Here is a 22,836-nt window from a genome sequence, read left to right as displayed (position 1 = left end):
TCCCGTTCCCGTGCTTGACACGGGATCGCAAAGGCACAAACCGTATCCTATATGTATCTTTTGATACTGCCTGTTCTTCTGCGTCCCCGTGTCAAGCACGGGGACAAGATAGCTCACTTTTGATAAATATCGAATCTAATCTTCTCTTTCGCTATCGCATTCTTTTGTTGTAGCCTTACTATTCCTGTATTGCGATGGCGGCATGCCTTTGAGCTGTTTGAACAGCGTGCTGAAATGGCGGGGATACTCGAATCCTACAGTTTCGGATATCTCTGTGATATTCATGGAAGAGCCAACCAGTAGCTGGCAGGCTTTATCTATGCGGATCATATTGATATAATCGTTAACTCCCATATTGGTTAAGGCCTTTAGCTTGGCGTAGAGTGGCGTACGGCTCATTCCCATCTGCGTGGTAAGGAATTTGACATCGAGTTCACGCGATGAAAGGTTGTCGTAAATCAGCTTGTTCAGTTTCAGCATGAACTCCTCGTCCAGGTTGTTTGTCTGTGAAGGGGTTGCTTCCGGAGGAAGTAAATGGCTTTCTTTATACTTCTGCCTGATCGCTTCCCGGTTTTTCAGCTGGTTACTGATGACTGCCAGTAATAATTCCATATCGAAAGGCTTTGCCAGATAAGCGTCCGCTCCCAGTTTGTATCCCATTGTCGTGCTGTCCAGATCCCCCCTGGCAGTTAGGAGTATAACGGGAATATGGCTGGTTGCCATGTCTTCCTTGATCTTTTTACACAATTCATAACCGTTCATCTTCGGCATCATAATGTCGCTGACAATGATGTCCGGATGCTTCTGGTTAATTATTTCAATGGCCTCTTCTCCGTCGCCTGCCACATAGACATTTTTGAATGATTCCTGTAAGGATTCTTTCAGGAACGAACTTAATTCCTTCTTGTCTTCTACGATGATGATAGAATAATGGTTTGTAGAGAATGTTTCCGTTTCGGATGGGGATTCAACCGGGAACCATACGTCTTGCCGGTTTTCTTTTTCTATGTTTTCATTCTCGGCATCGAGTGGCAGTTCAAAGAAGAAAGTGGCTCCGCAGTCTTCATTGTTCATGGCACCGATCGTTCCTTTGTGCCTTTCTATCAGTGCTTTGGAGAAAGAGAGTCCTATCCCGCTTCCCGACTGGTCGTGGTTACCCTGATAGTAGCGGGTAAAGAGTTTATTGGCATCGAGATTGCCCAGACCGATTCCCTGGTCGGCTACGCTTACCCGGATTTTATCATCCAGTAATTCGCTGGATACGGTGATCGTTGTGTCCGAAGGGCTGAACTTCAGCGCATTCATTAATAAGTTCGATAAGACGGTCGTACATTTGGGACCGTCGAACGAAACTTGTCCGATATGTTCATCCAGTTGGTAGTCTATCCGGATATGGCGGGCTTCCAGTTCGCTTTCAAAATCTTTGGCGACGGAAATAATCCATTCGTTCAGTTGATGGGGCGTTTTGTGCAACGTATTCTTCGCCTCCTTCAGGCTGCTCATATCCAATACCATATTGATGGTGTTCCGCATGTCCAGCACCTGTTTGTATATGCCGGATAATTGTCCTTTCAGATTTTCCGGTTCATTCCAGCTGTTTTTGTCGAGTATCCTTTTCAGAGGTGCGTAAATCAGTGTTAGCGGGGTACGCAGTTCATGGCTGATGTTGATGAGGAAGCGTACCTTTTCCTCATTCATCTTATTGGTGTGCTCTTTCATCTGCCATTTCATTTTCCGGTTTCTGCGCCGCCTTGCTATGCGTTCGGACCAGAAAAGAAAGAGGATTAACAGGATGATGAAAATGACAAAGACGTAGGGGCGTTGATACCAGGGAGGTGTTACCGTGATATGAAGTACTTCGACCGGTTCGCTCCATTCCCCGCTTTTTGAGTTGCAGGACACCAGGATGGAGTAGTTGCCCGGAGCCAGCATACGCAGTGAAAGGACATGGTTGTATGTTTCGGTGTATTGTTGATCGGTTCCGTTAATCATATAACGGTATAGTTTGCTGCGGAACACATCTTTTTCCATCGAGATGACTTTTATTTCAATGGAGCTGTGCGTATGAGGAATCGTTATCCGGTTACGGCCGTTTTCCAACTGGTCGATACAGGAGTTCCCGTTCAGCAACACATCCATCAGCCTGACTTCGGGCAGCGGCTCTTCTTTGGTCGGTATGTTTTTATTGATACGCAGCAATCCGGAGGCGCCACCCAGATAGATATAATCGGAGATGGACGAAACCTGGTATTTATAGATGAACTCATTCGTCGTATAACCGTCCGATTCTCCCCAGGAGGCGAAACGTTTCTTTTTGAGATCGTATGAGAATAACATGTTGCGGGCACCGATCCAAAGACGTTCCTGTTCGTCCAGTAGTAAGGTAGAGACACTGTTGAACAGTTTGGTTTCAATCTTGGTGAATTCCTTTGTGTTAGAATCGAAATAACCGAAACCATACTCCGTCCCGATCCAGAAAATACCGTTCTTGTCGCGTGCTACCGCTTTGATCGCTTCATGTCCACCGATACTGAGGAGGACATGAAGCGTGTCGCTGCCGTGATATACTTCATACAGGTTGTTGCTTTGGATGATAAAGGCTGATTTATCGTCGGCACAAACCATTTTCATCGGACCTACGGCCAGCTTCTTCCCGTCTATCTTCAGGAAAGAGAACTTCCCGGTCCGGAAACTATGGCTGACTGCATTTTTACCCAGAAAATAAGCCCATTCGTCGGTAACCCTATAAGCCAGTGAGGCATTTCCTCCGTGAAACTGGTCGACCGTCGTGGCTTCGTCGATCAGATAGAAGGGCCGGTGGTAGTTTCCTGTTTCTTTATTAAAGAGATACATACCTTTGGTATATAGGGAAACGAGCAATTCTGAGTCCGAATAATCTGTAATAGATACGACTTTATCTCCGTAAGTGGATGGATAATGTTTGAAGGTATCGGTATAAGGATCGTATTGGTTGATACCGCCTCCGTCTGTCCCCAGCCACAAGCGTCCCCGTTTGTCTTCGTGGATACTGATGACTGATATATCGCTCAATCCGTTGGTATTGTTGCGCGGAACATCCGTATATGTTTTCATGAAAACTTCTTTGATACCGATCATACCGCCTCTGACTGTCCCTACCCAGATATTATCCTGTTTGTCTTTATAGATGCATTTGACGGAATTTACCGGAAGCGTGTTCCTGTCTCCCGGCGTATGGACAATGGCTGTAATATCGGAGGTGTTTTCCAGATCCATAATATTGATTCCTCCGCCATCGGTCGTTATCCAGAGTTTGTTATTTATCTCCAGAAAGTCAAGTACCAGGTTATTATTTAATTTGGAATTTCCCGTATGGATATGGTAAAGCTTTTTTCCATCCGGAGCGTAACAAACGAAGCCTTTATTATAGGAGGAAAGATAAAGCCTTTTCTTACTATCCAGATAAACCGCATTCAGGTCTCCCGTTTGGATCGGATAATCGGTAGGAGTTATCTGATCGGTAACCGGGTTGTATCTGAGGATACCGTTTCTGCGTGAGATAAGCAATACTTCGTCTTTGTCCCAGGGACGAATATAATAAGGTATAAAATCGGATGAGTCTTTTTGAAGGACGGGCCTTTTATGAAGAGTCCGACTTTTGCCGTCATAGATATATACTCCTTCATCAGCAGTGAAAAGGATGGAACCGGAGAATGTATGGAATGAATTTGTTATGATTATCTTATCTTCGAATTTGACAGGACGGAATGAGTCGCTGCTTTTATCGTATAAGGTTAATCCGTTATTGGTGGAAACCCAGATATTGTTCAATGAATCTTCCGCAATGAAATAGATCGTATTTCCCGGCAGGGAATAAGGGTTATCCTTTTCATGGAAATAACTTTTCATACCGTAACGGTCAAAACAGCTTAACCCGGAAGCTGTCCCGATCCAGATCAATCCTTTATTATCTGCCAGTATACAATTCACTGTTGTTTGCGATAAACCTTTGTCCAGATTCAGCTGCTGGAAAAAATAGCTGGGGGTTGCTCCTTTTGTATATCCTATACAGAAGTAAAACAAAAACAGGAATTGTAATAATTTTATAATAGGGATGCTTCTCATCGTACTTTATTTCTAATAAGTGCAAATGTAATAAAACCGATCTAAAATAGAAAACATTCAGTGTAAACAGAACTTTGGGATGGTTTTTGACATGAAAAGTACGATTGTTGACATCGGTATGTCTCGGAAAGTGCAACTTTGCCTTTGCAAATATTAACTAAACAGAGCGTGCTTATGAAATAGGGTTAATTCGATGTTATTGGATATAGGTGAATTTGAAAAAACTTACCTGTCTTGAGAATTAAATTATGTTGTTTACTAAATTTATTGTTTTATGAAAAAATCTTTTCTAACATTCTTACTGATGTTGTTTTGCTTGGCAGGTTTTGCTCAGCAAACAGTAACGGGGGTTATCCTCGAAGAGGCAACTTCCGAACCTTTGGCCGGAGCAGCTGTTCAGGTGAAAGATTCACAGAACGGTACGATTGCCGATGCCGATGGCCGTTTTTCTATCTCGGTATCACCCGGACAAACATTATTAATATCTTATATTGGTCTGATCCCTCAGGAAATCCTGATAAAGGAAGGCATGAAGGATTTAACGATCAAGATGCTTAGTGATGCGGTTGATATTAATGAAGTAGTTGTTGTCGGTTATGGCGTGCAGAAGAAAGTGAATCTGACCGGTTCCGTATCTTCCGTTAAGGGAGATGTGCTGGAACGTCGTCCTGTTGCCGATGCCGTACAGAGTTTACAAGGGATGGTTCCGGGTTTGCTGGTAAGCAATTCCGATGGTGGCCGTCCGGGTGGAGCCGGTACTTTGACATTACGCGGACAAGGTAATCTGGATAATAATGCGGCCCCTTACGTCCTGGTCGATGGTGTGGAAATGAGCCTCACCGATGTAAACCCCAGTGATATTGAAAATATATCCGTATTAAAAGATGCGGCTGCTTGTGCTATCTACGGTGCACGTGCCGCTTACGGTGTGATTCTTGTCACGACAAAGAAAGGGGAAGAAGGTAAAACGCGCATCAACTACCAGGGTACGGTCGGTTGGAGTACACCGACTGTTCTGCCGGATATGGTCAATTCGTATGATTTTGCACAATACTGGAATGCCGGTGTAACCAATGCTGGTTCTCCGCGTTTGTACAGCGATGAGAAACTAGCTTTGTTACAGCAGTATATCAATGATCCGAGCAGTGTCGATCCGTGGTTCGAACTGCCTGCCAATTCCAATATGAACCCGGCTTTCGAAAACTCGGAGTCTGGTGTTGGTAATGTGAACTATTTTGATTTGCATTATAAGAACTGGGCGTTTAAACAGAATCATAATATCAGCCTGAGCGGTGGTGGTAAGGCTGCACAATATTATATTTCAGGTGGTTACTATTCGGAAGACGGAATCCTCCGTTATGCCGATATGGATTATAAACGGTATAATTTTGCTGCCAATGTTACTTCGCAGCTGACTAGTTGGATGAAGTTGAAAGTGAATACCAAATTCATGCATTCCGACCAGAATACTCCGTTTGGTGACGGTGGTATCAGCGAAGGTTTCTATCATTCACTGGCTCGTTTCCGTCCCACAGTTTCTCCGGTCGACCCGAACGGTCATTTCACGGAACTGACAATGATTCCTTATCTGCAGAGCGGAACCTATACAAATACACAGCGTGATAATATGAATATCACTGCCGGTTTGGATATTCAACCTGTTAAGAACTGGTTTATATTCTTCGACTATACCTATAAATTAGGAAATAAAGAATACGAAGCACTAAATGTCAGTCCGCTTATTTATGGTGCCGACGGTGTCAGTACTTCAAAAGGTGTTCGTGCGGAATTGGGTATGTCTCCTGATGGTAAGTTTACCCGTAGCTATGACCGTACACGTTATCAGTCGATCAATTTGTATACAAATTATCTTTTCAGCTTGGCTGAAAAGCACAACTTTACAGTAATGGCTGGTTTTCAGGAAGAAGATTATGAGTTCAGTCTGATGAAGAACTCCATTACCGGCCTGTATTCGACCAGCAATCCGAATGTCGGTATGGGAACCGGCGACAAGACTGTCATCGATACCCGTAACGGTTGGGCAACCCGCGGTTTCTTCGGACGTATCAATTATGATTATGACGGACGTTATCTGGTTGAACTGAACGGACGTTATGACGGCTCTTCCCGTTTTGCCTCAGGCAATCGTTGGGGATTCTTCCCTTCCGTCTCTTTGGGATGGAACATTACCCGCGAACAATTCATGAGTTCTGTGACTGATGTACTGTCAAACCTGAAACTGCGTGCTTCCTATGGTTTGCTGGGTAACCAGGCCGGTGCTGCCTTGTATACTTTTGCCGCAACAATGGAGTTGAACAATAAGTTGGGCAATTATATTTTCTCTGACGGACGTCATATCTTTACACGGGCTCCGGGTGTTGTGAATCCGACTACTACCTGGGAAAAGGTGGAAAGTAAGAATATCGGTCTCGACTTTGGATTCTTAGGGAACTCTTTGACCGGTACACTCGATGTTTTCCAGCGTGATACAAAGGATATGTTAGGGCCCGGCGTCGACTTTCCGGATATTTTCGGAGCAGATGCACCTAAGACCAATAATGCACGGATGAGAAACCGCGGTTGGGAGCTTGCCCTGAATTATCGCGGACAGATCGGTAGCGATATTCAGTATACGATCGGTGGTTCATTGTCGGATGCAACTTCAGAAGTAACGGAATATGCCAACCCGACCGGAACAAATCCGAAAGAAAACTGGTATACCGGTAAAAAGGTGGGCGAAATCTGGGGGTATCGTGCCGACGGTCTGATCCAGACACAGGAAGAAGCAGATGCTTATAATGAAAAGTATGACTTGTCATTTATCAGTGGTAAACCCTGGACTCCGGGTGATGTGAAATATCGTGACCTGAATAATGATAATAAGATCAATAACGGGACAAATACATTGGATGATATGGGCGATATGACGGTAATCGGTAATACGACTCCGCGTTATCAGTACACAGTTAACGGTTCTATCAGTTGGAAAGGCATTAGCCTGAGCATGATGTTCCAAGGAGTTGGCAAACGTGATTGGGATCCGGGAACAGGCGCTTACTTCTGGGGAAGCGGTCCCTATGCACAGGTAACTGTGTTTAAGGAACATCTGGATTTCTGGAGTGAATCGAATCCGGGAGCTTATTATCCGAAGCCCTATATCCATACGGCAGGCGGTGTTGTTCCGTTCCGTGATAAAACAATGACTACCAGCGACCGGTATATTCAGAGTGGTGCTTATTGCCGTTTGAAAAACCTGACAATCAGCTATGACCTTCCTGCTATCTGGACGAATAAAGTAGGTATGCAGAAAGTTCAGGTATTCTTCTCTGGTGAAAACCTGCTGACCTTTACAAAACTGAAAGGTATGTTTGACCCGGAAGCGATCTATACAAAGAACGACTACACCAGTGAGGGTGGTAAGAACTATCCGATGAACCGTGTAGTATCTGTAGGCTTGGTTGTTAACTTATAATTTAGAGATCATATGAAAAAAAGAAATATATTTTTAGGCGTGATTCTGGCTTTCAGCCTAACATCCTGCTTCGATATGGATAAAATGCCGGAAGGCGTACTTTCGACTGCGCAGCCTTTCAGCAGTACAGGTGAAATGAGAAATTATCTGGACATGTTTTATCAGATAGGCAATCCGAAATATGAAGATGATAAAATAAAAGTAAATTTTGGTAACGGCTTGCGGGGACAAGACTTCGGTGCCGGTGGTAGTGGTGACGGTATTGCCGGTTCTGATATAAATAGTGATAATATGTCATCCAGTTCTGTTAGCTCGCGTCTGGTGGGGGAGACTACTTTGAGCGGTGCAGCCAAACTGACCAATTATACGGCTATCCGTAATTTGAACTTTTTATTAGCCAATTTAGATAACTGTGTGGAACAGGGAAGTCCCGATTATGATCAGTATGTCGGCGAAGCCTATTACTTCCGGGCCTGGTACTATTACAGGATGTTTGTGGATTATGGGCCATTGACATGGGTAAGTACTCCGCTTGACCCTAATGAAGAAGAGATGCAGTTACCTCGGGATAGCCGGACCGTAGTGGCGGATAGCATTTTGGCCGACCTGGACAAGGCTATTTCTTATTTGGGTATACAGAATAATAGTGCTTCCATGCGTGTCCATAAGGATGTTGCCCGTGCATTGAAGAGTGAAGTGGCTCTTTTCGAGGGTACCTGGGAGAAATATCATAAGGCAAAAGGCGATAAGTTTTTTGATCCTTCCGTAACGGATGAAAAGATTCGCGGGTACTTTACACAGGCTGCCGATGCCGCCAAAGATGTAATGGATCGCGGAGTATGGAAAATATATTCTACTGGTAACGAACTGGATGACTACCGCCAGATGTTTCAAACCACCGACTTATCGGCTAATTCCGAAGTACTTTGGTTTAAAATGTATGATGGCGATCAGGTGGGTAACAGTGTAAATCGTTATCTGAACCAGGGAGGAGGTAGCATCGGTGTTACTGCATCTTTGATCGATGATTATCTGACAAAAGATGGCAAACCGTTTATCGGTGCAGCATTGGTAAATGCAAAGAAGGTGTTTGGTGATGAGTTATTGCCTACCGTACGTGATCCGCGTTTGTCGCAGACGATCTGTACACCCGGACAACAACTGCGTCCGGATGATTTGCCTCCTTACTATGTCGTTCCGCCACTGATTGGTACTTCGTCTTACAATCAGAATATGACAGGTTATTCTTTACTGAAATATGTACAGATCGATTATACCGGTAGCCTGGATGCTGAAGCTAAAGGAGCAACCCCGGCAATCCAGTTCCGTTATGCCGATATCCTGTTAAATTATGCCGAAGCGTTGGCCGAGTTGGACGGAGCGGCCAATTCTCAGAAAATAATTGTAGCTTTGCAACCGTTACGTGACCGCGTCGGTATGCCTGCCGTAGATTTTGATCGGGAGTATAATCAGGAGGCTGATTATCCGTTCCGTCATCTGGATAAATATATTCAGGCTGTCCGTCGTGAACGTCGTATCGAGAAAGCCTGTGAAGGCCGTCGTCTGGAAGATATTCTTCGTTGGGCTGCTGCCGAAGAACTGATCGTTGGCAAATGGCCGAAAGGTGCCTTATTTACTGGAAGTAACCTGGAAAACCATCCCGCATTTGGCGGTAAGTTGGTTTACGACCAGGCTTCCGGAAACAATCTCTTCCTGACAGGTAAACCGGGTGACGCACTTCGTTACGTTGTGCCCAGCAACCCGGCAGGTTATGAACAGGGATGGCGGTTTAATATAGGCCGCGACTATTTGTTGCCTATTCAACCTCGTATGTTGTCTTTGACAGGAGGTAAATGGGAACAGAACCCGGGATGGTAATCTAATTTATACAAGTATATAGAATATGAAGAACATTAGGTCTAAAGTATTATTCTCATTAACGGGAGCAGCGGTGTTAGCATCGCTGCCTTCCTGTAAAGAGAAAAAAGCAGGGGCAGAGGAGGCTAAAAAGCCGATGAATATCCTCTACATTATGTGTGATGATCATTCGTTTCAGACAATCAGTGCGTACGATCATCGGTTCATCGAGACTCCGAACATTGACCGCATCGCCAAAGAAGGTGTCCGTTTTACCAACAGTTTCGTTGCCAACTCGTTGAGTGGTCCCAGCCGTGCCTGTCTGCTGACCGGTAAGCATAGCCATGCAAACGGCTTTACCGACAACACGAAAACATTCGACGGCGGACAACAAACGTTCCCGAAACTATTGAAGCAAGCCGGTTACCAGACCGCTATTGTCGGTAAATGGCACCTGACATCCGAACCTACCGGATTCGATTACTGGAACATATTGATAGGACAGGGCGATTATTACAATCCTTATTTTATCGATAACGGAGAAAAGAAACAAATAGAAGGATACGCCACCAATATAACAACCGATCTGGCTATCGACTGGATGGACCAGAAAAGGGATAAGAACAAACCGTTCTGCCTGCTCCTGCATCATAAGGCTCCTCACCGTACCTGGATGCCGGATACCTGTGATCTGGACTTATATAATGATGTTGTTTTCCCGATACCGGAAACTTTCTACGACAAGTATGAAGGCCGTATTGCCGCTTCGCAGCAGGAAATGAGTGTCATTAAAGACATGGATCTGGTGTATGACCTGAAACTGGCTGACAAAGAAAACGAGATCCACTCCAATCCGGGATTGGAAAAAGCCGGACGTAATATGTACAACCGGATGACTCCGGAACAGAAAGCCGCCTGGGACAAGCATTACGACCCGATCATCAAAGAGTTCAAGGAAAAGAAACTTTCCGGCAAGGCTTTGGCAGAATGGAAATACCAGCAGTATATGCACGATTATATCCGTGTCATCCATTCGGTAGACCGTAATGTAGGCCGCGTATTGGATTATCTGGAAAAGAACGATCTGTTGGATAATACGATTATCGTCTATACATCCGATCAGGGATTCTATATGGGTGAACACGGTTGGTTTGACAAACGTTTCATGTATGAAGAATCTTTCCGCACACCGATGTTGGTTCGCTATCCGGGTGGCATAAAGGGTGATATTCCTGAAATGGTTCAGAATATCGACCATGCCGCTACCTTCCTCGAACTGGCAGGCGCTCCGGTTCCTGAAGATATCCAGGGTGATTCTTACCTGCCGTTGCTGAAAGGCGAGCATCCGAAAGACTGGCGTACTTCCTTGTATTACCATTATTATGAGTTCCCGGCCGAACACATGGTAAAACGTCATTATGGCGTACGTACAGACCGTTATAAATTAATGCATTTCTATAATGACATCGACGTATGGGAACTTTACGACCTGCAAAACGACCCGATGGAAATGAATAACATTTATAATAAACCCGGTACGGAAGAAATCACCAAACAGTTGATGGACGAACTGCACAAATTGCAGAAACAATATAACGATCCTATCGAATCGGAATTAGCAAAGAAAAGCTAACAGAATAAGTGAAATAGGTAAAGGAGATGTGGATAGTTGAACCCCTGGAGTCGAACAAAAAGGCTTCAGGGGTTCTTTTTATATATATCGTATAAATGCTTTATTCGCTTAAACATCTCAATAAAAGTTTATCAAAATAAATCCTTCATTCCTTCATCTATATGATATCTTGTTGGTTATCTTTATGTTACTGATAATAAATGATGAACAAGATGAAGGAAATGGCTTTGTTAACAGGTAGAAAAGAAGTAGGAGTCCGGTAATAGATAATTAGGTATATCCTAATAGATTGCTATTCTGTAGGTTATATATGCGTTGTTGTTTGTCATATGTCGAACGCTTGTTTGATAGTTGTGTGATAAGCGTTCGACAGATGGCAAACAAGTGTCCGATAATTGAAAAACAAGAAAGAAGAAAGCATATCAGGACTAAGGGTTCACTGGCTCTGTATTAGAATAAGATATGCTGACAGATAATCTTTCGGTAGATATTTACCTTTTTATGGTATTGGAAGCTATCAATTATTAGCTAAAAATCAGGGATTGAAAAGCGTTTCCTTCATTTTGTTCATTATTTATAAGTTGTAACACAAAGATAACCAATAAGATATCATATAGATGAAGGAATGAAGGATTTATTTTGATGAACTTTTATTGAGGGAATATGTCAATATTTATGATATGACTCACTTCTTATCAAAAGTGAGCTATCTTGTCCCCGTGCTTGACACGGGACCGCAGAAGAACGGGCAGTATCCCAAGTAGTCCCGTGACAATAAATGCCCAGATATTAGGTACACGCGATTGGGCTTCCAAAGTATAATCACCAGGTAACAGCCGGTAGGCGTCTATCTTCCAATAAGGAGTTTCTCCTTCATGTAGGGTGGTATTGGTTGTTATCAACTGGCCTGGCATATTGAGTTCGTATTTTATCTGGTGGTTGAATAATTCTATCGGACGGCATTTCTCTTCAAATAACCGGTTTATCTGATCTTTGTCTTTCTGCTGATATGCAGTGGTGAAATGGTCCGTCTGGTAGAAAGTGTCGAGTAGCCGATACATATCTATCGAGTCAAGGTCTGTATCTTCTCCTTTACTCATGGCCGATTTTTTGATGGCATCTTTGTCTGCCTTCAGCTTTGAGATAAAGGTTTTATTACCGAACTTAGCTTCCCATTCCTCAATAGTTTCAAGGCGGATTTCAAACAAACTCTCATTATACCATTTTACGAAACGATCTGTCAAGTCATTCAGCTTATCGTTTAGCTCAAGTCCGTTCATTCCCCTGACTTGAGTCAGGTCACCTTGAAAGAGCAGTTCTTGTTCTTGTTTACTCAGGTAATGTTCAAGGGGGATGGGGCCTCTTTCTTCAATTTGACGGTAGTTGCAGGTGAATGTATAATAGGTATAAAACCATCTGAAATGTTTTTCCAGCTTTTCCTGCGGAACGGCTAACGGTTCCATCCATTTCTTTTCAGGAGTGAGCCGGAGAGGGGTATCCCATATATTCCATGTGCGTTTGACTTTTACATTCAATTGCTCCTCTTTACCGAATGAGTCGCTTTTCTTTCCTAAGATGACAAAAGGGATGCTGGGATTCAAAGGAATCTGTTGCCAGTCCTGGATGGAGAACAGGAAAGGAGAGTGTGAGCCGTCGCCCGCCATAAAAGCGGAATCTCCGTGTGCATATACTTCACGGTCAATTTGTCCATCCGGATAAATATGTGTCACCATCCGGTGGTTGGAAGAACAGGAGGCCATAAGAAGCAGTCCTGAAATGATTGATATATATCCTTTAGTTTTCATCTTTTGTTCGTTTTAGTGAATGATGGTTTCTACAGAAATTCTCTTGGACAGGAAGGAGGCTTTTCTTTTTGATAGTTTCTCTATATATTCCTTCCATTGTTCGGATAGATAGCGGCTTTTTTCGAGTAAGCTACTTTCTGGGTTCCAACTATCGGGTAGGGAGTAGGCTTTTCCTTGCCAGATAGCATTATTCGCATAATATTGCTCCGGATACTGTTTGTCTTGTGAAAAGAAAATGGTTTCGCTTATCAGAAAACAAAGCAGGAGAGCTGCTGCAATACCGGATATTTTGCTGACCGATAGTAATATCCTGTTTGTTTTACTTTTTCCTTTTGCTTCTTTCAAAAGGGACGTTCCGGAAGAGCTGACAAATGATATTTTGTTCAAAATATCATTTGTCAGCTCTTCCGGAGCATTCAAGACTGGTTCGGTATTTTTTAGTTTGTCCAGCCATTTTTCGTATGTTTGATCTTCTCTTTTCATAGGTTGTTCTCCATCTGATTTATTTTCATTCGTATCTGTTTGCGTGCCTGGTAAAGATTGCTTTTGATCTTTTCGGCAGACATACCGGTGATAGCTTCTACTTCGGATACTTCAAGACCCTCGACTTCCCTTAGGGTAAACACCAGTTTTTGTTTCGGAGTGAGTTCCTCAGTGAACCGAAGTATCAGGTTCTTTAAGTCTTTGTTTATAAGACTTTGTTCCATGTTCTCATCAGAAGATAAGGAGAGATTGTCGACGGATGGCCCTTGCATACTTCCCGAAGGGGTATGTTGCAGAAAGCGCAGGCGGTCGTAACAAATGTTTCCGGTAATTTTATAGAGCCAGGTTGAGAAACGGTATTCCCGGTTATACTTGTCAAGATTCAACCAAACTTTTATAAATGTTTCCTGTACCATGTCTCTAGCCTCTTCTTCATTACAGAGTAAGCGAAATGCCAGTCGGAATACAAGTTGCCGGTATTCTGTGACTAATAGGGCAAAAGCGGTCATGTCCTGCTTTTTGCTTTTATCTATTAGTACTTGTATTTCTTCTTCATTCATCATACTTCTTGTCCGTTTATAATATGATACGTAAAAAAGGGGAGATGGTCGAATTATTTTAAATAAAAAAAGAGACCCACTTCTAAAGTGAACCTCTTTGCCTTTGTGTGGAGCATATCGGACTCGAACCGATCACCTTTAGACTGCCAGTCTAACGCTCTAGCCAGATGAGCTAATGCCCCGTTGTTTTATTTTCGAGTGCAAATATAGAGTATTTCCTGATATTAGCACTATCTTTGTATAAGAAATTTAAAGAAAAAGAATATGATCGTTTATAATACAACATTTAATATAGAGAATGATATCCTTGCCGAGTGTCTTGAATATCTGAAAAAGAGTTATATACCCCGTGCGGCAGCTAGCGGGTTTCTGCGGACACCTTATCTGCGTCGTATTTTACAGGACGAGACGGAGGATGCAACCAGCTATTCGGTTCAGTTTCATGTAAAGAATCCGGAAACGCTGGAGTATTGGATGCAGTCCGAAGGCCGTGACCTGCAACAGGAGCTAGTGAACCGTTTCGGAACAAAGCTGGTGGGCTTCAGTACCTTATTGGAGGAAATAGACCTGGAGTCATGACGAAAAACCGTGTCATATTGGGTATCGACCCCGGAACAATCGTGATGGGATACGGTGTTCTGAAGATTGAAGGAAATAAACCGAAGCTCGAAGCTATGGGCATTCTTCAACTGAATAAGTACGAAGACCATTACTTGCGTTTGAAAAAGATATTCGAACGGGTACTGGCCCTTATCGACCAGTATCACCCTGACGAATTGGCAATCGAAGCACCGTTTTTCGGGAAGAACGTACAGAGTATGTTGAAGTTGGGAAGGGCACAAGGTGTCGCTATGGCAGCTGCATTGGAACGCGAAATTCCTATCTTTGAATATGCACCATTGAAGATCAAGATGTCTATTACCGGTAACGGGAATGCTGCCAAAGAGCAGGTGGCGGGAATGTTGCAACGTTTCCTGCATATCCCTCAGGAGTCGATGTTGCCTCAGCTGGATGCAACCGACGGATTGGCAGCTGCTGTTTGTCATTATTTCCAGACAAATAATCCGATTTCGGAGAAGAAGTATAGCGGATGGAAAGATTTCATGGCAAAGAATCCCGGTAAAGTACGGAAGTAAGTAGAGATTACAGCATAAAAAAACTCCGGTCCTTGGTTAACAGGAACCGGAGTTTTTTTATTGAGGAAAGAAATTATCTTTTACCAAGTTCATGATCCAGAAGGATGGCATGATGTTCGCCGTACATCTTCAACTTGTCGACGATTGCTTTTGCTGTCGATTCTTCTTCAACCTGTTCGCGAACGAAACCATATAAAAAGTCTTTGGCTGCATGATCGTTGTCTGCTTCAGCAATATCGACCATCTTGTCAATCAGTTCTGATACATGTACTTCGTGTTTGTAGACATGTTCGAATACTTCCAGTGGAGTACCCCATGCAGTCGGAACGACATTGATCTGGTTGATGACGATGTCGCCTCCGCGGTCGATAGCGAAATCGATCATTTTGTGGGCATGTTCCATCTCTTCTTCAGCCTGTTTCCGCATCCAGTGTGCACAACCGTTCAGTCCTGCTTTCTGGAAATAGATTGACATCGACAGGTACAGGTTTGAAGACCACATTTCAGCTTCTACCTGTTCATTGAAAGCCTTTGATAAGTTCTTACTTAAGATCATAATATTTTACTTTTATTGAGTTGTATTTGTATAAAATTGGTCACAAAAAGTGTGCCAGACTATTTTATACAATACCTTGTGCCATCATGGCCTTGGCAACTTTCATGAAGCCGGCAATGTTGGCACCTTTCACATAGTTCACATAATTACCGTCTTTACCGTGGGCGACACATTGTTCGTGGATGGCGCCCATGATCTGATGCAATCTGGCATCCACTTCATCGGCAGTCCAGGAGATATGCATGGCATTCTGTGTCATTTCCAGTCCAGAAGTAGCTACGCCGCCGGCATTAACCGCTTTGCCCGGGGCAAATAGTTGTTTGTGTTCGATAAACAGGTCGACTGCTTCGGCTGTACATCCCATGTTGGAAACTTCGGCAACGCATAATGTTTTGTTCTCGATCAGCTTACGTGCATCGTCGGCATCCAGTTCGTTCTGTGTGGCGCAGGGTAGGGCGATATCCACTTTCTGTTCCCAGGGCTTCTTACCGGGATAGAAAGTAGCGTTGGGATATTCGTCGGCATAAGGAGCTACGATATCGTTGCCACTGTTACGCAGTTCCAGCATGTATTCGATTTTATCACCCGAAATACCGTCCGGATCATAAACATATCCGTCCGGACCGGAGATGGTTACGACTTTGGCTCCCAATTCGGTCGCTTTCTTTGTTGCTCCCCAGGCCACATTTCCGAAACCGGAAACGGCAACTGTCTTACCTTTTATATCTATGCCGTGAGTTTCAAGCATTTGATGTACGAAATATAAAGCACCGTATCCGGTTGCTTCCGGACGAAGGATCGAACCTCCGAACTCCATGCCTTTACCTGTGAAAGTACCAGTGTTTTCGCGGGCCAGTTTCTTGTACATGCCATACATATAACCGACTTCACGTCCGCCAACGCCAATGTCGCCTGCCGGAACATCGCGGTCCGGTCCCAGGTTACGCCATAGTTCCATGATGAAAGCCTGGCAGAAACGCATGATCTCTGCGTCGCTTTTGCCACGGGGAGCAAAATCGGAACCACCTTTACCACCGCCCATCGGCAGGGTTGTCAGGGCATTTTTGAATGTTTGCTCGAAGCCCAGGAACTTCAGGATAGATAAGTTTACCGACGGGTGGAAACGGATTCCTCCCTTATACGGGCCAATCGCATTATTAAATTGTACGCGATATCCTAAATTAACTTGCACTTCACCTTTATCGTCTACCCAAGGTACACGGAAAGTAAAAATGCGTTCGGGTTCAACCAACCGTTCGATGATTTTGGCTTTTTCGAACTCTGGATGCTGGTTATAAACCTCTTCTATTGATAAAAGAACTTCTTTCACGGCCTGCAAGTACTCTTTTTCACCCGGGTGCTTTGCTTCCAGTGCAGATAAAATAACTTCTGTCTTCATAGCGTTTTTTGCTTTTAGGAATAACAATGTGTAGGCAAATGTAGCGAATCCTATGGAATGACCAAGTGTTTTGCTTACTTTTTGATAGTGAAAATTATGTTTTTGATGCATATTTTGGAATAGAGAGGGGAGGTAGAGCTTCTGAAAGAGGTTGTTCGTTTGAAGTTTTTCGGTTATTTGTGGTGATTGGGATATGATTATGTAACCTACCTAGCATATTTTTCCTTATTTTTGGGCGCATATAATTCTATGAAATCATTATGAGCGGAATACCGGACTTTCAGAACCTTGTGTTTAAAGACACATCATTCGCCAATCTAATGAATAAGCGTATATATAATGTACTGCTTATCGCTACAAAATACGACGCCTTTATGCTGGAAGACGACGGACGGGTAGATGAACAGATATTCAATGAATATACCTCACTCAGCCTGCGTTATCCTCCCCGTTTTACCCAGGTGACGACGGAAGAAGAGGCGCTTGCCGAACTAAAAGATCGTAATTTCGAATTAATCATCTGTATGCCGAATATGGATAACCGCGATATTTTTGCGGCGGCAAAGGAGATAAAGATACATTATCCGAATATCCCGATCGTGGTGCTCACGCCTTTCTCGAAAGAGGTCTCCAAACGTATTGCCAATGAAGACCTGAGTGCGATAGATTACGTATTCAGTTGGCTGGGCAATGCCGAGCTGCTGTTGGCTATCATCAAACTGATCGAGGATAAGATGAATGCGCCCGACGATACGGCTAGTGTCGGGGTACAGATCATCTTGCTGGTGGAAGACTCCATCCGTTTCTATTCGTCCGCTTTGCCCCATCTGTATAAATTCGTCTTGGAACAGAGCCAGATGTTTGCGAAGGAGGCATTGAACGGTCACCAGCAGACGCTTCGAATGCGCGGTCGTCCGAAGATTAAGCTGGCCCGTACTTATGAAGAGGCTGTCCGTATTTTCAATCAATACCGGGATAATATGCTCGGTATCGTTTCGGATATGAGCTTTATGCACGACGGGGTGAAAGATCCCTATGCCGGGTACAAGTTCGGACAGTATGTCCGCAAGACCGGATTGATCATTCCTTTTGTGCTGGAATCGTCCGAGTCGAGTAATAAAGTATATGCCAAAGAGTTGGGAGCCTCGTTTATCGATAAGAATTCGAAAAGCTACCCGCAGGATTTGCGTAAGAAGATCATGCAGCGTTTCGGGTTCGGTGACTTTGTGATCCTGAATCCGCAGACGAAGGAAGAGATTATGCGTATCAAAGATTTGAAGGACTTGCAAAAGAAAGTGTATCAGATTCCCGACGATTCGCTGGTCTATCACCTTTCGCGCAACCATTTCTCCCGTTTCTTTTATTCGCGTGCCATGTTTCCGCCGGCAGAAGTGTTGAAGCGGGTCGATGTTAGCGATTATAAGGATATGGATGAAGCACGCAAGCTGATATTCGACCTGATCGTACAGTACCGTCGCATGAAGAACTCCGGTGTCGTGGCTATTTATCAGAAAGACCGTTTCGACGAATACAGTAACTTTGCCCGTATCGGTGACGGTTCGTTGGGAGGAAAGGGTAGAGGACTGGCCTTTATGGGCGCTATGGTTAAGCGTTATCCCAAACTGGAGACGGAGAACTTTAACACGAATATCCCGAAGACCGTTGTGATCTGTACGGATATTTTCGATGAGTTCATGGAGACAAACGAACTTCTGCCCGTCGCCCTGAGTGATGCGGATGACGAAACGATACTGAAATACTTCCTTCGTGCCAGTCTGCCGGCCAGTTTGATCGATGATCTGATGGCATTCTTCGATGTGGTGAAAAGCCCGATAGCCGTCCGTTCATCCAGTTTGCTGGAAGATTCGCATTATCAACCTTTCGCCGGGATTTATTCTACCTATATGATTCCCCGGTTGGAAGATAAATATGAAATGCTCCGCCTGCTGAGCGATGCGATCAAGGCGGTTTATGCTTCCGTCTTTTACCGTGACAGTAAGGGATATATGACTGCTACGTCCAACCTGATTGATCAGGAAAAGATGGCAATTGTTTTGCAGGAAGTGGTGGGAAACCGTTACAACGATCATTTCTATCCGACTATCTCCGGCGTGGCCCGTTCGCTGAATTTCTACCCGATCGGTAATGAAAAGGCGGAAGACGGAATTGCCAATATTGCCCTCGGTCTGGGTAAATATATCGTAGATGGCGGACAGACGTTGCGTTTCTCTCCCCGTCATCCGCACAATATCTTGCAGATGAGTACGATGGATTTTGCTCTCCGTGAGACGCAAACCCGTTTCTATGCACTCGACCTGAAGAACCTGGCAGAACAGTTCTCTATCGATGATTCGTTTAACTTGCAACGATTGGGACTGAAGGAAGCCGATGCGGACGGTTCCCTGAAATATATTGTTTCCACTTATGATCCGTATGACCAGATTATCCGTGACGGTTATTATCCCGGTGGTCGTAAGATCCTGTCGTTCGTAAATATTCTCCAACACGACGTTTTCCCTCTGGCGAAGACGTTGGATGAGTTACTTCGCATCGGGCAGGCCGAGATGGGACGTCCTGTCGAGATCGAGTTTGCCGTAAATGTCGATCCGAACAACCACGACAAGGCAACCTTCTATCTCCTTCAAATTCGTCCGATCGTCGATAATAAGGAAATCATGGATGAAGACCTGACGCAAGTCGGTAATGAGGAAACGATCCTTTCGTCCACCAGTGTGCTCGGTCATGGCATCGTGACGGATGTGCAGGATATTATCTATGTAAAGAGCGGTGCTTTCAACTCGTCGAACAACCAGTTGATTGCCTATGAAATAGAAAAACTGAACCGTCGTTTTACGGAAGAAGAGAAGAATTACGTGCTGGTCGGTCCTGGACGTTGGGGAAGCAGTGACCATTGGCTGGGGATTCCGGTGAAGTGGCCGCATATTAGCAATGCCCGTGTAATCGTGGAGTGCGGTTTGGAAAATTATCGTGTTGACCCAAGCCAGGGAACGCATTTCTTCCAGAACCTGACATCCTTTGGTGTCGGATATTTCACCATCAACCCGTTCAAAGGAGACGGCTGGTTTGACGAGGAGTATCTGAATGCCTTGCCGGCTGTCGAGGATACCGAATATCTGCGGCATATCCATTTCGACAAGCCGATCGTCATTAAGATGGACGGAAAGAAGAGTTTGGGTGTGGTACTTAAGCCGGAATGATAAAAGGAAGACGGAGCTTTGCTATAAGGCTCCGTTTTTTATCGTATTTTGACTACTTCGTGAAGAATAGGAGTCTCACAAGTCTCAAGAGTCTCACCCCCATTTTTGAAAATGCGTCTTTTTTCGAAATGATGCGTAATTTATTCATATATAATAATATAAGGTCTATTTTGAGGATGAAAATCAAGCATGGAAATCTTTTTTTACTGTTTGCTCCGGACATTTTCAATGAGTAGTTACCCGTTCTTTCACCGATGCCTACCCGTTTTGTTTCCGGTGCTTATTCGTTCTTCATACTATGCTTACTCAATATGACTGTAATAACCATATTCCAATAAAAGAAATTTGTCCAGGACTTTAATAAAAAAAGGAACAAATTGAAGAGGTAAAGAAAGAAAAAAGTGAATGTAATATATTGTGTTTTAGGAGCATAAGTAAATTTGTGTTTGTGCGGACAAGAATGCGTAAAAAGAAAAAGGGGGGGTGAGACTGATGAGACTTGTGAGACTCTTTTCAATTACTCCTTTGTTTTTGTAACGAAGAAAGTGTGTCATCTGTGTGCATGTTTAGTGCATTTTTGACACAATTCCTTCGTTGAATATAATGTAGATCGGTTAGTCTTTCTTTTTAATAAAGTCTGATGGATAATTCACCTTGTTGATGATTTCATTGCCTTTCAGGTGTATCCAGGTTTTGAAACCATTTTCACCTTCTGTCATTTCGATCACGCGGGCACCGTTTGTCAGGTTGTTGTAAACAGTGTTGCCACCGGTATAACGACCGTAAGCCAGCAGGATGCCTTTCCAGTAAACGGCATAATCGTCGTCGTGGTCGTGACCAACGAATACACCTTGTATGTCGCCCATTTCTTTCATGGAAGCGAACAGTCCGGAGTTGAGTTGCGGGGCGCAAGCCTTTTCCTTACGTGTTCCTACCAGAATGGCTGTTTCGTCGGAAGCCGCCTGGTTGTATTCCGGCAGAGCGATATGGAAGAATGCCAGTGAAGGAATCGGGGTACCTCCGTTCTGTTTGGTGTATTTGGCACTGTTCTCACGATACCATTGGATCTGGTCGAATTTGATATAATCGTATCCGCCGATGCCGTTGATCTGGGAGTATGAATGTGAATCCATGCAATAGAGGATGGTAGCATCCTTACTTCCATCCGATGATTTGATCGGTAGGATATAATTGCTTGCTCCCGATACACCTTTTACAGAATCTGTCAGGTTGTAAGGGATCGTTTTAATGATGTCGAATAGCTCGGTGCGTGTCAGACCCTGCTCGTTGTCGTGATTACCGAATGTGATTCCAAAAGGAATCTTACGGTCGGAGGCCAGTTTTAAGACTTTCCGCATGCCTTCTTCGGCTGGTTTTCCGTAGATCACATCGCCGGTGAAAAGAACCAGGTCCGGTTTTTCAGCATCCAGCACTTCATTGATCCTTTCAATCGAAATGGCCGATTTAGGATTCTCATATATATAATGTACGTCAGTAAACTGGACGATCTTGAACTTTCCGTCTTTATTGAACTTCAGTGACGGCTGTTGGGCATTACCGTTCAACAGGCCACCCAACAGGAATAATGCACTTATAAATAACTGTTTCATTGTTTTCTCTTATTTATTTGAATACCGGCATCGGACGTCCGATCCATACCTGAGGCTGAGTCAGACCTAATAATTTAGCCAGTGTGGAGGCACAGTCGAATTGCATCATGCTGATGTCGTCAAAGCAATAGCCTTTCTTTACGTTCTTTCCTGCAATGATGAACGGAGTTTCCATCTCCTGCATAGTCTTGCCTCCGTGTCCTTTGTTGATACCGCCGTGGTCGGCTGTGATAACGAAAATAGTTTCATCCATCATGCCGGCTTTTTTTACTGCTTCAACGATCTGTCCGATATAGCCGTCCAGTTCTTTCAGCGTTTTGTAGTAAGAAGGGGTGTCATGTCCGTCTGCATGACCTACATGATCCGGATTATCAAAAATTACGGCAAACAAATTGGGCTTTTTTTCAGTAATATATTTAACAGCCATTTCAGTCAGAGCCGTTGGATTTTTATTGTAATCCGGTCCCTGGGCATGATAACTGAGTGCCAGTGTGTCTACCAGATATTTGATGCCGTCCCAGTCATAGATACAACCGATCTCTGCTTTCGGGGCGGCGTCGCGGTATAGCTGGAATACTGTCGGGAAGATGCCGTGCTGATTCAGTTCGCGTGAAGGAAGTTCAGGTGTTTTAGAGCCCCATTCGGTATATCCGTGAATCTCCGGACCTGCTCCCATAAACATGGAAGCCCAGTTCACTGCACTGGATGAAGGTAAAACGGAACGTTTTTTCAAGGTATAAGAACCGTCTTTCATAAACTGCTTGGTGACGGGCATCTCTGCTTTTTCCACACTATAAGCACCCCAGCCGTCCAGGCCGATCCAGATTACGTGTTTGGCTTTTGGTTTGGCAGCAAAAGCCGAACTGATTGTAACGATGGCTAAAACCAGAATAAGTAATAAATTTCTTTGTTTCATATGTAAATAAATTGCGCTCCCTATCTCAAGAGAGCCGTTTAAACCATTAATAAATTGATTTTTTTAGAGTTCAGACAAAACAAAAGA

The 22,836-nt window shown here is 44.1% G+C and carries 14 protein-coding genes and 1 tRNA gene; 6 read left to right on the top strand and 9 right to left on the bottom strand.

Translation table 11 applies throughout. The annotated features are described in order from the left end of the window. Positions 1 to 135: 135 nt before the first annotated feature. A complete protein-coding gene (locus tag HMPREF1535_RS02540; RefSeq protein WP_046145209.1) occupies positions 136 to 4,104 on the bottom strand; it encodes a hybrid sensor histidine kinase/response regulator transcription factor in 3,969 nt (1,322 codons plus the stop codon). A 274-nt stretch (positions 4,105 to 4,378) separates the two neighbouring features. Between HMPREF1535_RS02540 and HMPREF1535_RS02535 the strand changes: the two genes are divergently transcribed. The 3 genes from HMPREF1535_RS02535 to HMPREF1535_RS02525 are packed head-to-tail and all read left to right on the top strand — an operon-like array spanning position 4,379 to position 11,066. After that, positions 4,379 to 7,576 carry a SusC/RagA family TonB-linked outer membrane protein gene (locus HMPREF1535_RS02535; RefSeq protein ID WP_007654437.1) on the top strand — a complete coding sequence of 1,066 codons (3,198 nt, stop codon included), beginning with the start codon at positions 4,379 to 4,381 and terminating at the stop codon, positions 7,574 to 7,576. A 12-nt stretch (positions 7,577 to 7,588) separates the two neighbouring features. Continuing rightward, positions 7,589 to 9,454, top strand: coding sequence for a RagB/SusD family nutrient uptake outer membrane protein (locus tag HMPREF1535_RS02530; RefSeq protein WP_046145208.1), 1,866 nt, complete (start codon positions 7,589 to 7,591; stop codon positions 9,452 to 9,454). A gap of 25 nt (positions 9,455 to 9,479) precedes the next feature. After that, entirely contained in the window at positions 9,480 to 11,066 is a 1,587-nt protein-coding gene (locus tag HMPREF1535_RS02525) for a sulfatase family protein (RefSeq protein WP_046145207.1), read from the top strand. 695 nt (positions 11,067 to 11,761) lie between these two features. On the opposite strand, the gene HMPREF1535_RS02520 is transcribed toward HMPREF1535_RS02525, so the two are convergent. From HMPREF1535_RS02520 to HMPREF1535_RS02505, 4 genes are all read right to left on the bottom strand, one after another. Beyond that, positions 11,762 to 12,871 (bottom strand): hypothetical protein, encoded by a 1,110-nt coding sequence (locus HMPREF1535_RS02520; RefSeq protein ID WP_046145206.1) that lies wholly within the window; start codon positions 12,869 to 12,871, stop codon positions 11,762 to 11,764. Between the two features lie 12 nt (positions 12,872 to 12,883). Then, positions 12,884 to 13,354: a hypothetical protein gene (locus HMPREF1535_RS02515; protein ID WP_046145205.1), complete on the bottom strand. Its 471-nt coding sequence runs from the start codon at positions 13,352 to 13,354 to the stop codon at positions 12,884 to 12,886. Next, positions 13,351 to 13,917, bottom strand: a complete 567-nt coding sequence (locus HMPREF1535_RS02510) for an RNA polymerase sigma factor (protein ID WP_007654431.1) — start codon at positions 13,915 to 13,917, stop codon at positions 13,351 to 13,353. Before HMPREF1535_RS02510 ends, HMPREF1535_RS02515 begins: the two co-directional genes overlap by 4 nt. A 105-nt stretch (positions 13,918 to 14,022) precedes the next feature. Further along, a tRNA-Ala gene (locus tag HMPREF1535_RS02505) sits at positions 14,023 to 14,096 on the bottom strand. A gap of 82 nt (positions 14,097 to 14,178) precedes the next feature. Between HMPREF1535_RS02505 and HMPREF1535_RS02500 the strand changes: the two genes are divergently transcribed. Both HMPREF1535_RS02500 and ruvC read left to right on the top strand, forming a co-directional pair. Beyond that, positions 14,179 to 14,493: a DUF4286 family protein gene (locus tag HMPREF1535_RS02500; protein WP_046145204.1), complete on the top strand. Its 315-nt coding sequence runs from the start codon at positions 14,179 to 14,181 to the stop codon at positions 14,491 to 14,493. Next, positions 14,490 to 15,050: a crossover junction endodeoxyribonuclease RuvC gene (gene ruvC / locus HMPREF1535_RS02495; RefSeq protein WP_046145203.1), complete on the top strand. Its 561-nt coding sequence runs from the start codon at positions 14,490 to 14,492 to the stop codon at positions 15,048 to 15,050. The genes HMPREF1535_RS02500 and ruvC overlap by 4 nt, the downstream gene beginning before the upstream one ends. A gap of 73 nt (positions 15,051 to 15,123) precedes the next feature. Here ruvC and HMPREF1535_RS02490 read toward each other — a convergent pair whose 3' ends face one another. After that, on the bottom strand, positions 15,124 to 15,606 hold the full coding sequence (locus HMPREF1535_RS02490; RefSeq protein ID WP_007657301.1) for a ferritin: 483 nt from the start codon (positions 15,604 to 15,606) through the stop codon (positions 15,124 to 15,126). A 64-nt stretch (positions 15,607 to 15,670) separates the two neighbouring features. Continuing rightward, positions 15,671 to 17,005 (bottom strand): NADP-specific glutamate dehydrogenase, encoded by a 1,335-nt coding sequence (gdhA, locus tag HMPREF1535_RS02485; protein WP_007657303.1) that lies wholly within the window; start codon positions 17,003 to 17,005, stop codon positions 15,671 to 15,673. A gap of 260 nt (positions 17,006 to 17,265) precedes the next feature. Here gdhA and HMPREF1535_RS02480 point away from each other — a divergent pair, with 260 nt between their 5' ends. Then, a complete protein-coding gene (locus HMPREF1535_RS02480; protein ID WP_010802272.1) occupies positions 17,266 to 20,223 on the top strand; it encodes a PEP/pyruvate-binding domain-containing protein in 2,958 nt (985 codons plus the stop codon). Positions 20,224 to 20,837: 614 nt separating this feature from the next. On the opposite strand, the gene HMPREF1535_RS02470 is transcribed toward HMPREF1535_RS02480, so the two are convergent. Both HMPREF1535_RS02470 and HMPREF1535_RS02465 read right to left on the bottom strand, forming a co-directional pair. Beyond that, entirely contained in the window at positions 20,838 to 21,833 is a 996-nt protein-coding gene (locus HMPREF1535_RS02470) for a metallophosphoesterase family protein (RefSeq protein WP_046145202.1), read from the bottom strand. Between the two features lie 13 nt (positions 21,834 to 21,846). Then, positions 21,847 to 22,749 (bottom strand): alkaline phosphatase family protein, encoded by a 903-nt coding sequence (locus HMPREF1535_RS02465; protein ID WP_007657316.1) that lies wholly within the window; start codon positions 22,747 to 22,749, stop codon positions 21,847 to 21,849. Positions 22,750 to 22,836: the final 87 nt, after the last annotated feature.

Origin of the sequence: Parabacteroides goldsteinii DSM 19448 = WAL 12034 (assembly GCF_000969835.1) — a bacterium.
Lineage (GTDB): Bacteria > Bacteroidota > Bacteroidia > Bacteroidales > Tannerellaceae > Parabacteroides > Parabacteroides goldsteinii.
This window is presented reverse-complemented; position numbering and strand designations above follow the sequence as displayed.

Bases quoted from the DNA above. Each gene is read 5' to 3' on its own strand.
- HMPREF1535_RS02470 (WP_046145202.1), bottom strand. From the start codon at position 21,833: ATGAAACAGTTATTTATAAGTGCATTATTCCTGTTGGGTGGCCTGTTG.
- HMPREF1535_RS02520 (WP_046145206.1), bottom strand. From the start codon at position 12,871: ATGAAAACTAAAGGATATATATCAATCATTTCAGGACTGCTTCTTATG.
- HMPREF1535_RS02465 (WP_007657316.1), bottom strand. From the start codon at position 22,749: ATGAAACAAAGAAATTTATTACTTATTCTGGTTTTAGCCATCGTTACA.
- HMPREF1535_RS02490 (WP_007657301.1), bottom strand. From the start codon at position 15,606: ATGATCTTAAGTAAGAACTTATCAAAGGCTTTCAATGAACAGGTAGAA.
- HMPREF1535_RS02500 (WP_046145204.1), top strand. From the start codon at position 14,179: ATGATCGTTTATAATACAACATTTAATATAGAGAATGATATCCTTGCC.
- HMPREF1535_RS02540 (WP_046145209.1), bottom strand. From the start codon at position 4,104: ATGAGAAGCATCCCTATTATAAAATTATTACAATTCCTGTTTTTGTTT.
- gdhA (WP_007657303.1), bottom strand. From the start codon at position 17,005: ATGAAGACAGAAGTTATTTTATCTGCACTGGAAGCAAAGCACCCGGGT.
- HMPREF1535_RS02510 (WP_007654431.1), bottom strand. From the start codon at position 13,917: ATGATGAATGAAGAAGAAATACAAGTACTAATAGATAAAAGCAAAAAG.
- ruvC (WP_046145203.1), top strand. From the start codon at position 14,490: ATGACGAAAAACCGTGTCATATTGGGTATCGACCCCGGAACAATCGTG.
- HMPREF1535_RS02525 (WP_046145207.1), top strand. From the start codon at position 9,480: ATGAAGAACATTAGGTCTAAAGTATTATTCTCATTAACGGGAGCAGCG.
- HMPREF1535_RS02515 (WP_046145205.1), bottom strand. From the start codon at position 13,354: ATGAAAAGAGAAGATCAAACATACGAAAAATGGCTGGACAAACTAAAA.
- HMPREF1535_RS02530 (WP_046145208.1), top strand. From the start codon at position 7,589: ATGAAAAAAAGAAATATATTTTTAGGCGTGATTCTGGCTTTCAGCCTA.
- HMPREF1535_RS02535 (WP_007654437.1), top strand. From the start codon at position 4,379: ATGAAAAAATCTTTTCTAACATTCTTACTGATGTTGTTTTGCTTGGCA.
- HMPREF1535_RS02480 (WP_010802272.1), top strand. From the start codon at position 17,266: ATGAGCGGAATACCGGACTTTCAGAACCTTGTGTTTAAAGACACATCA.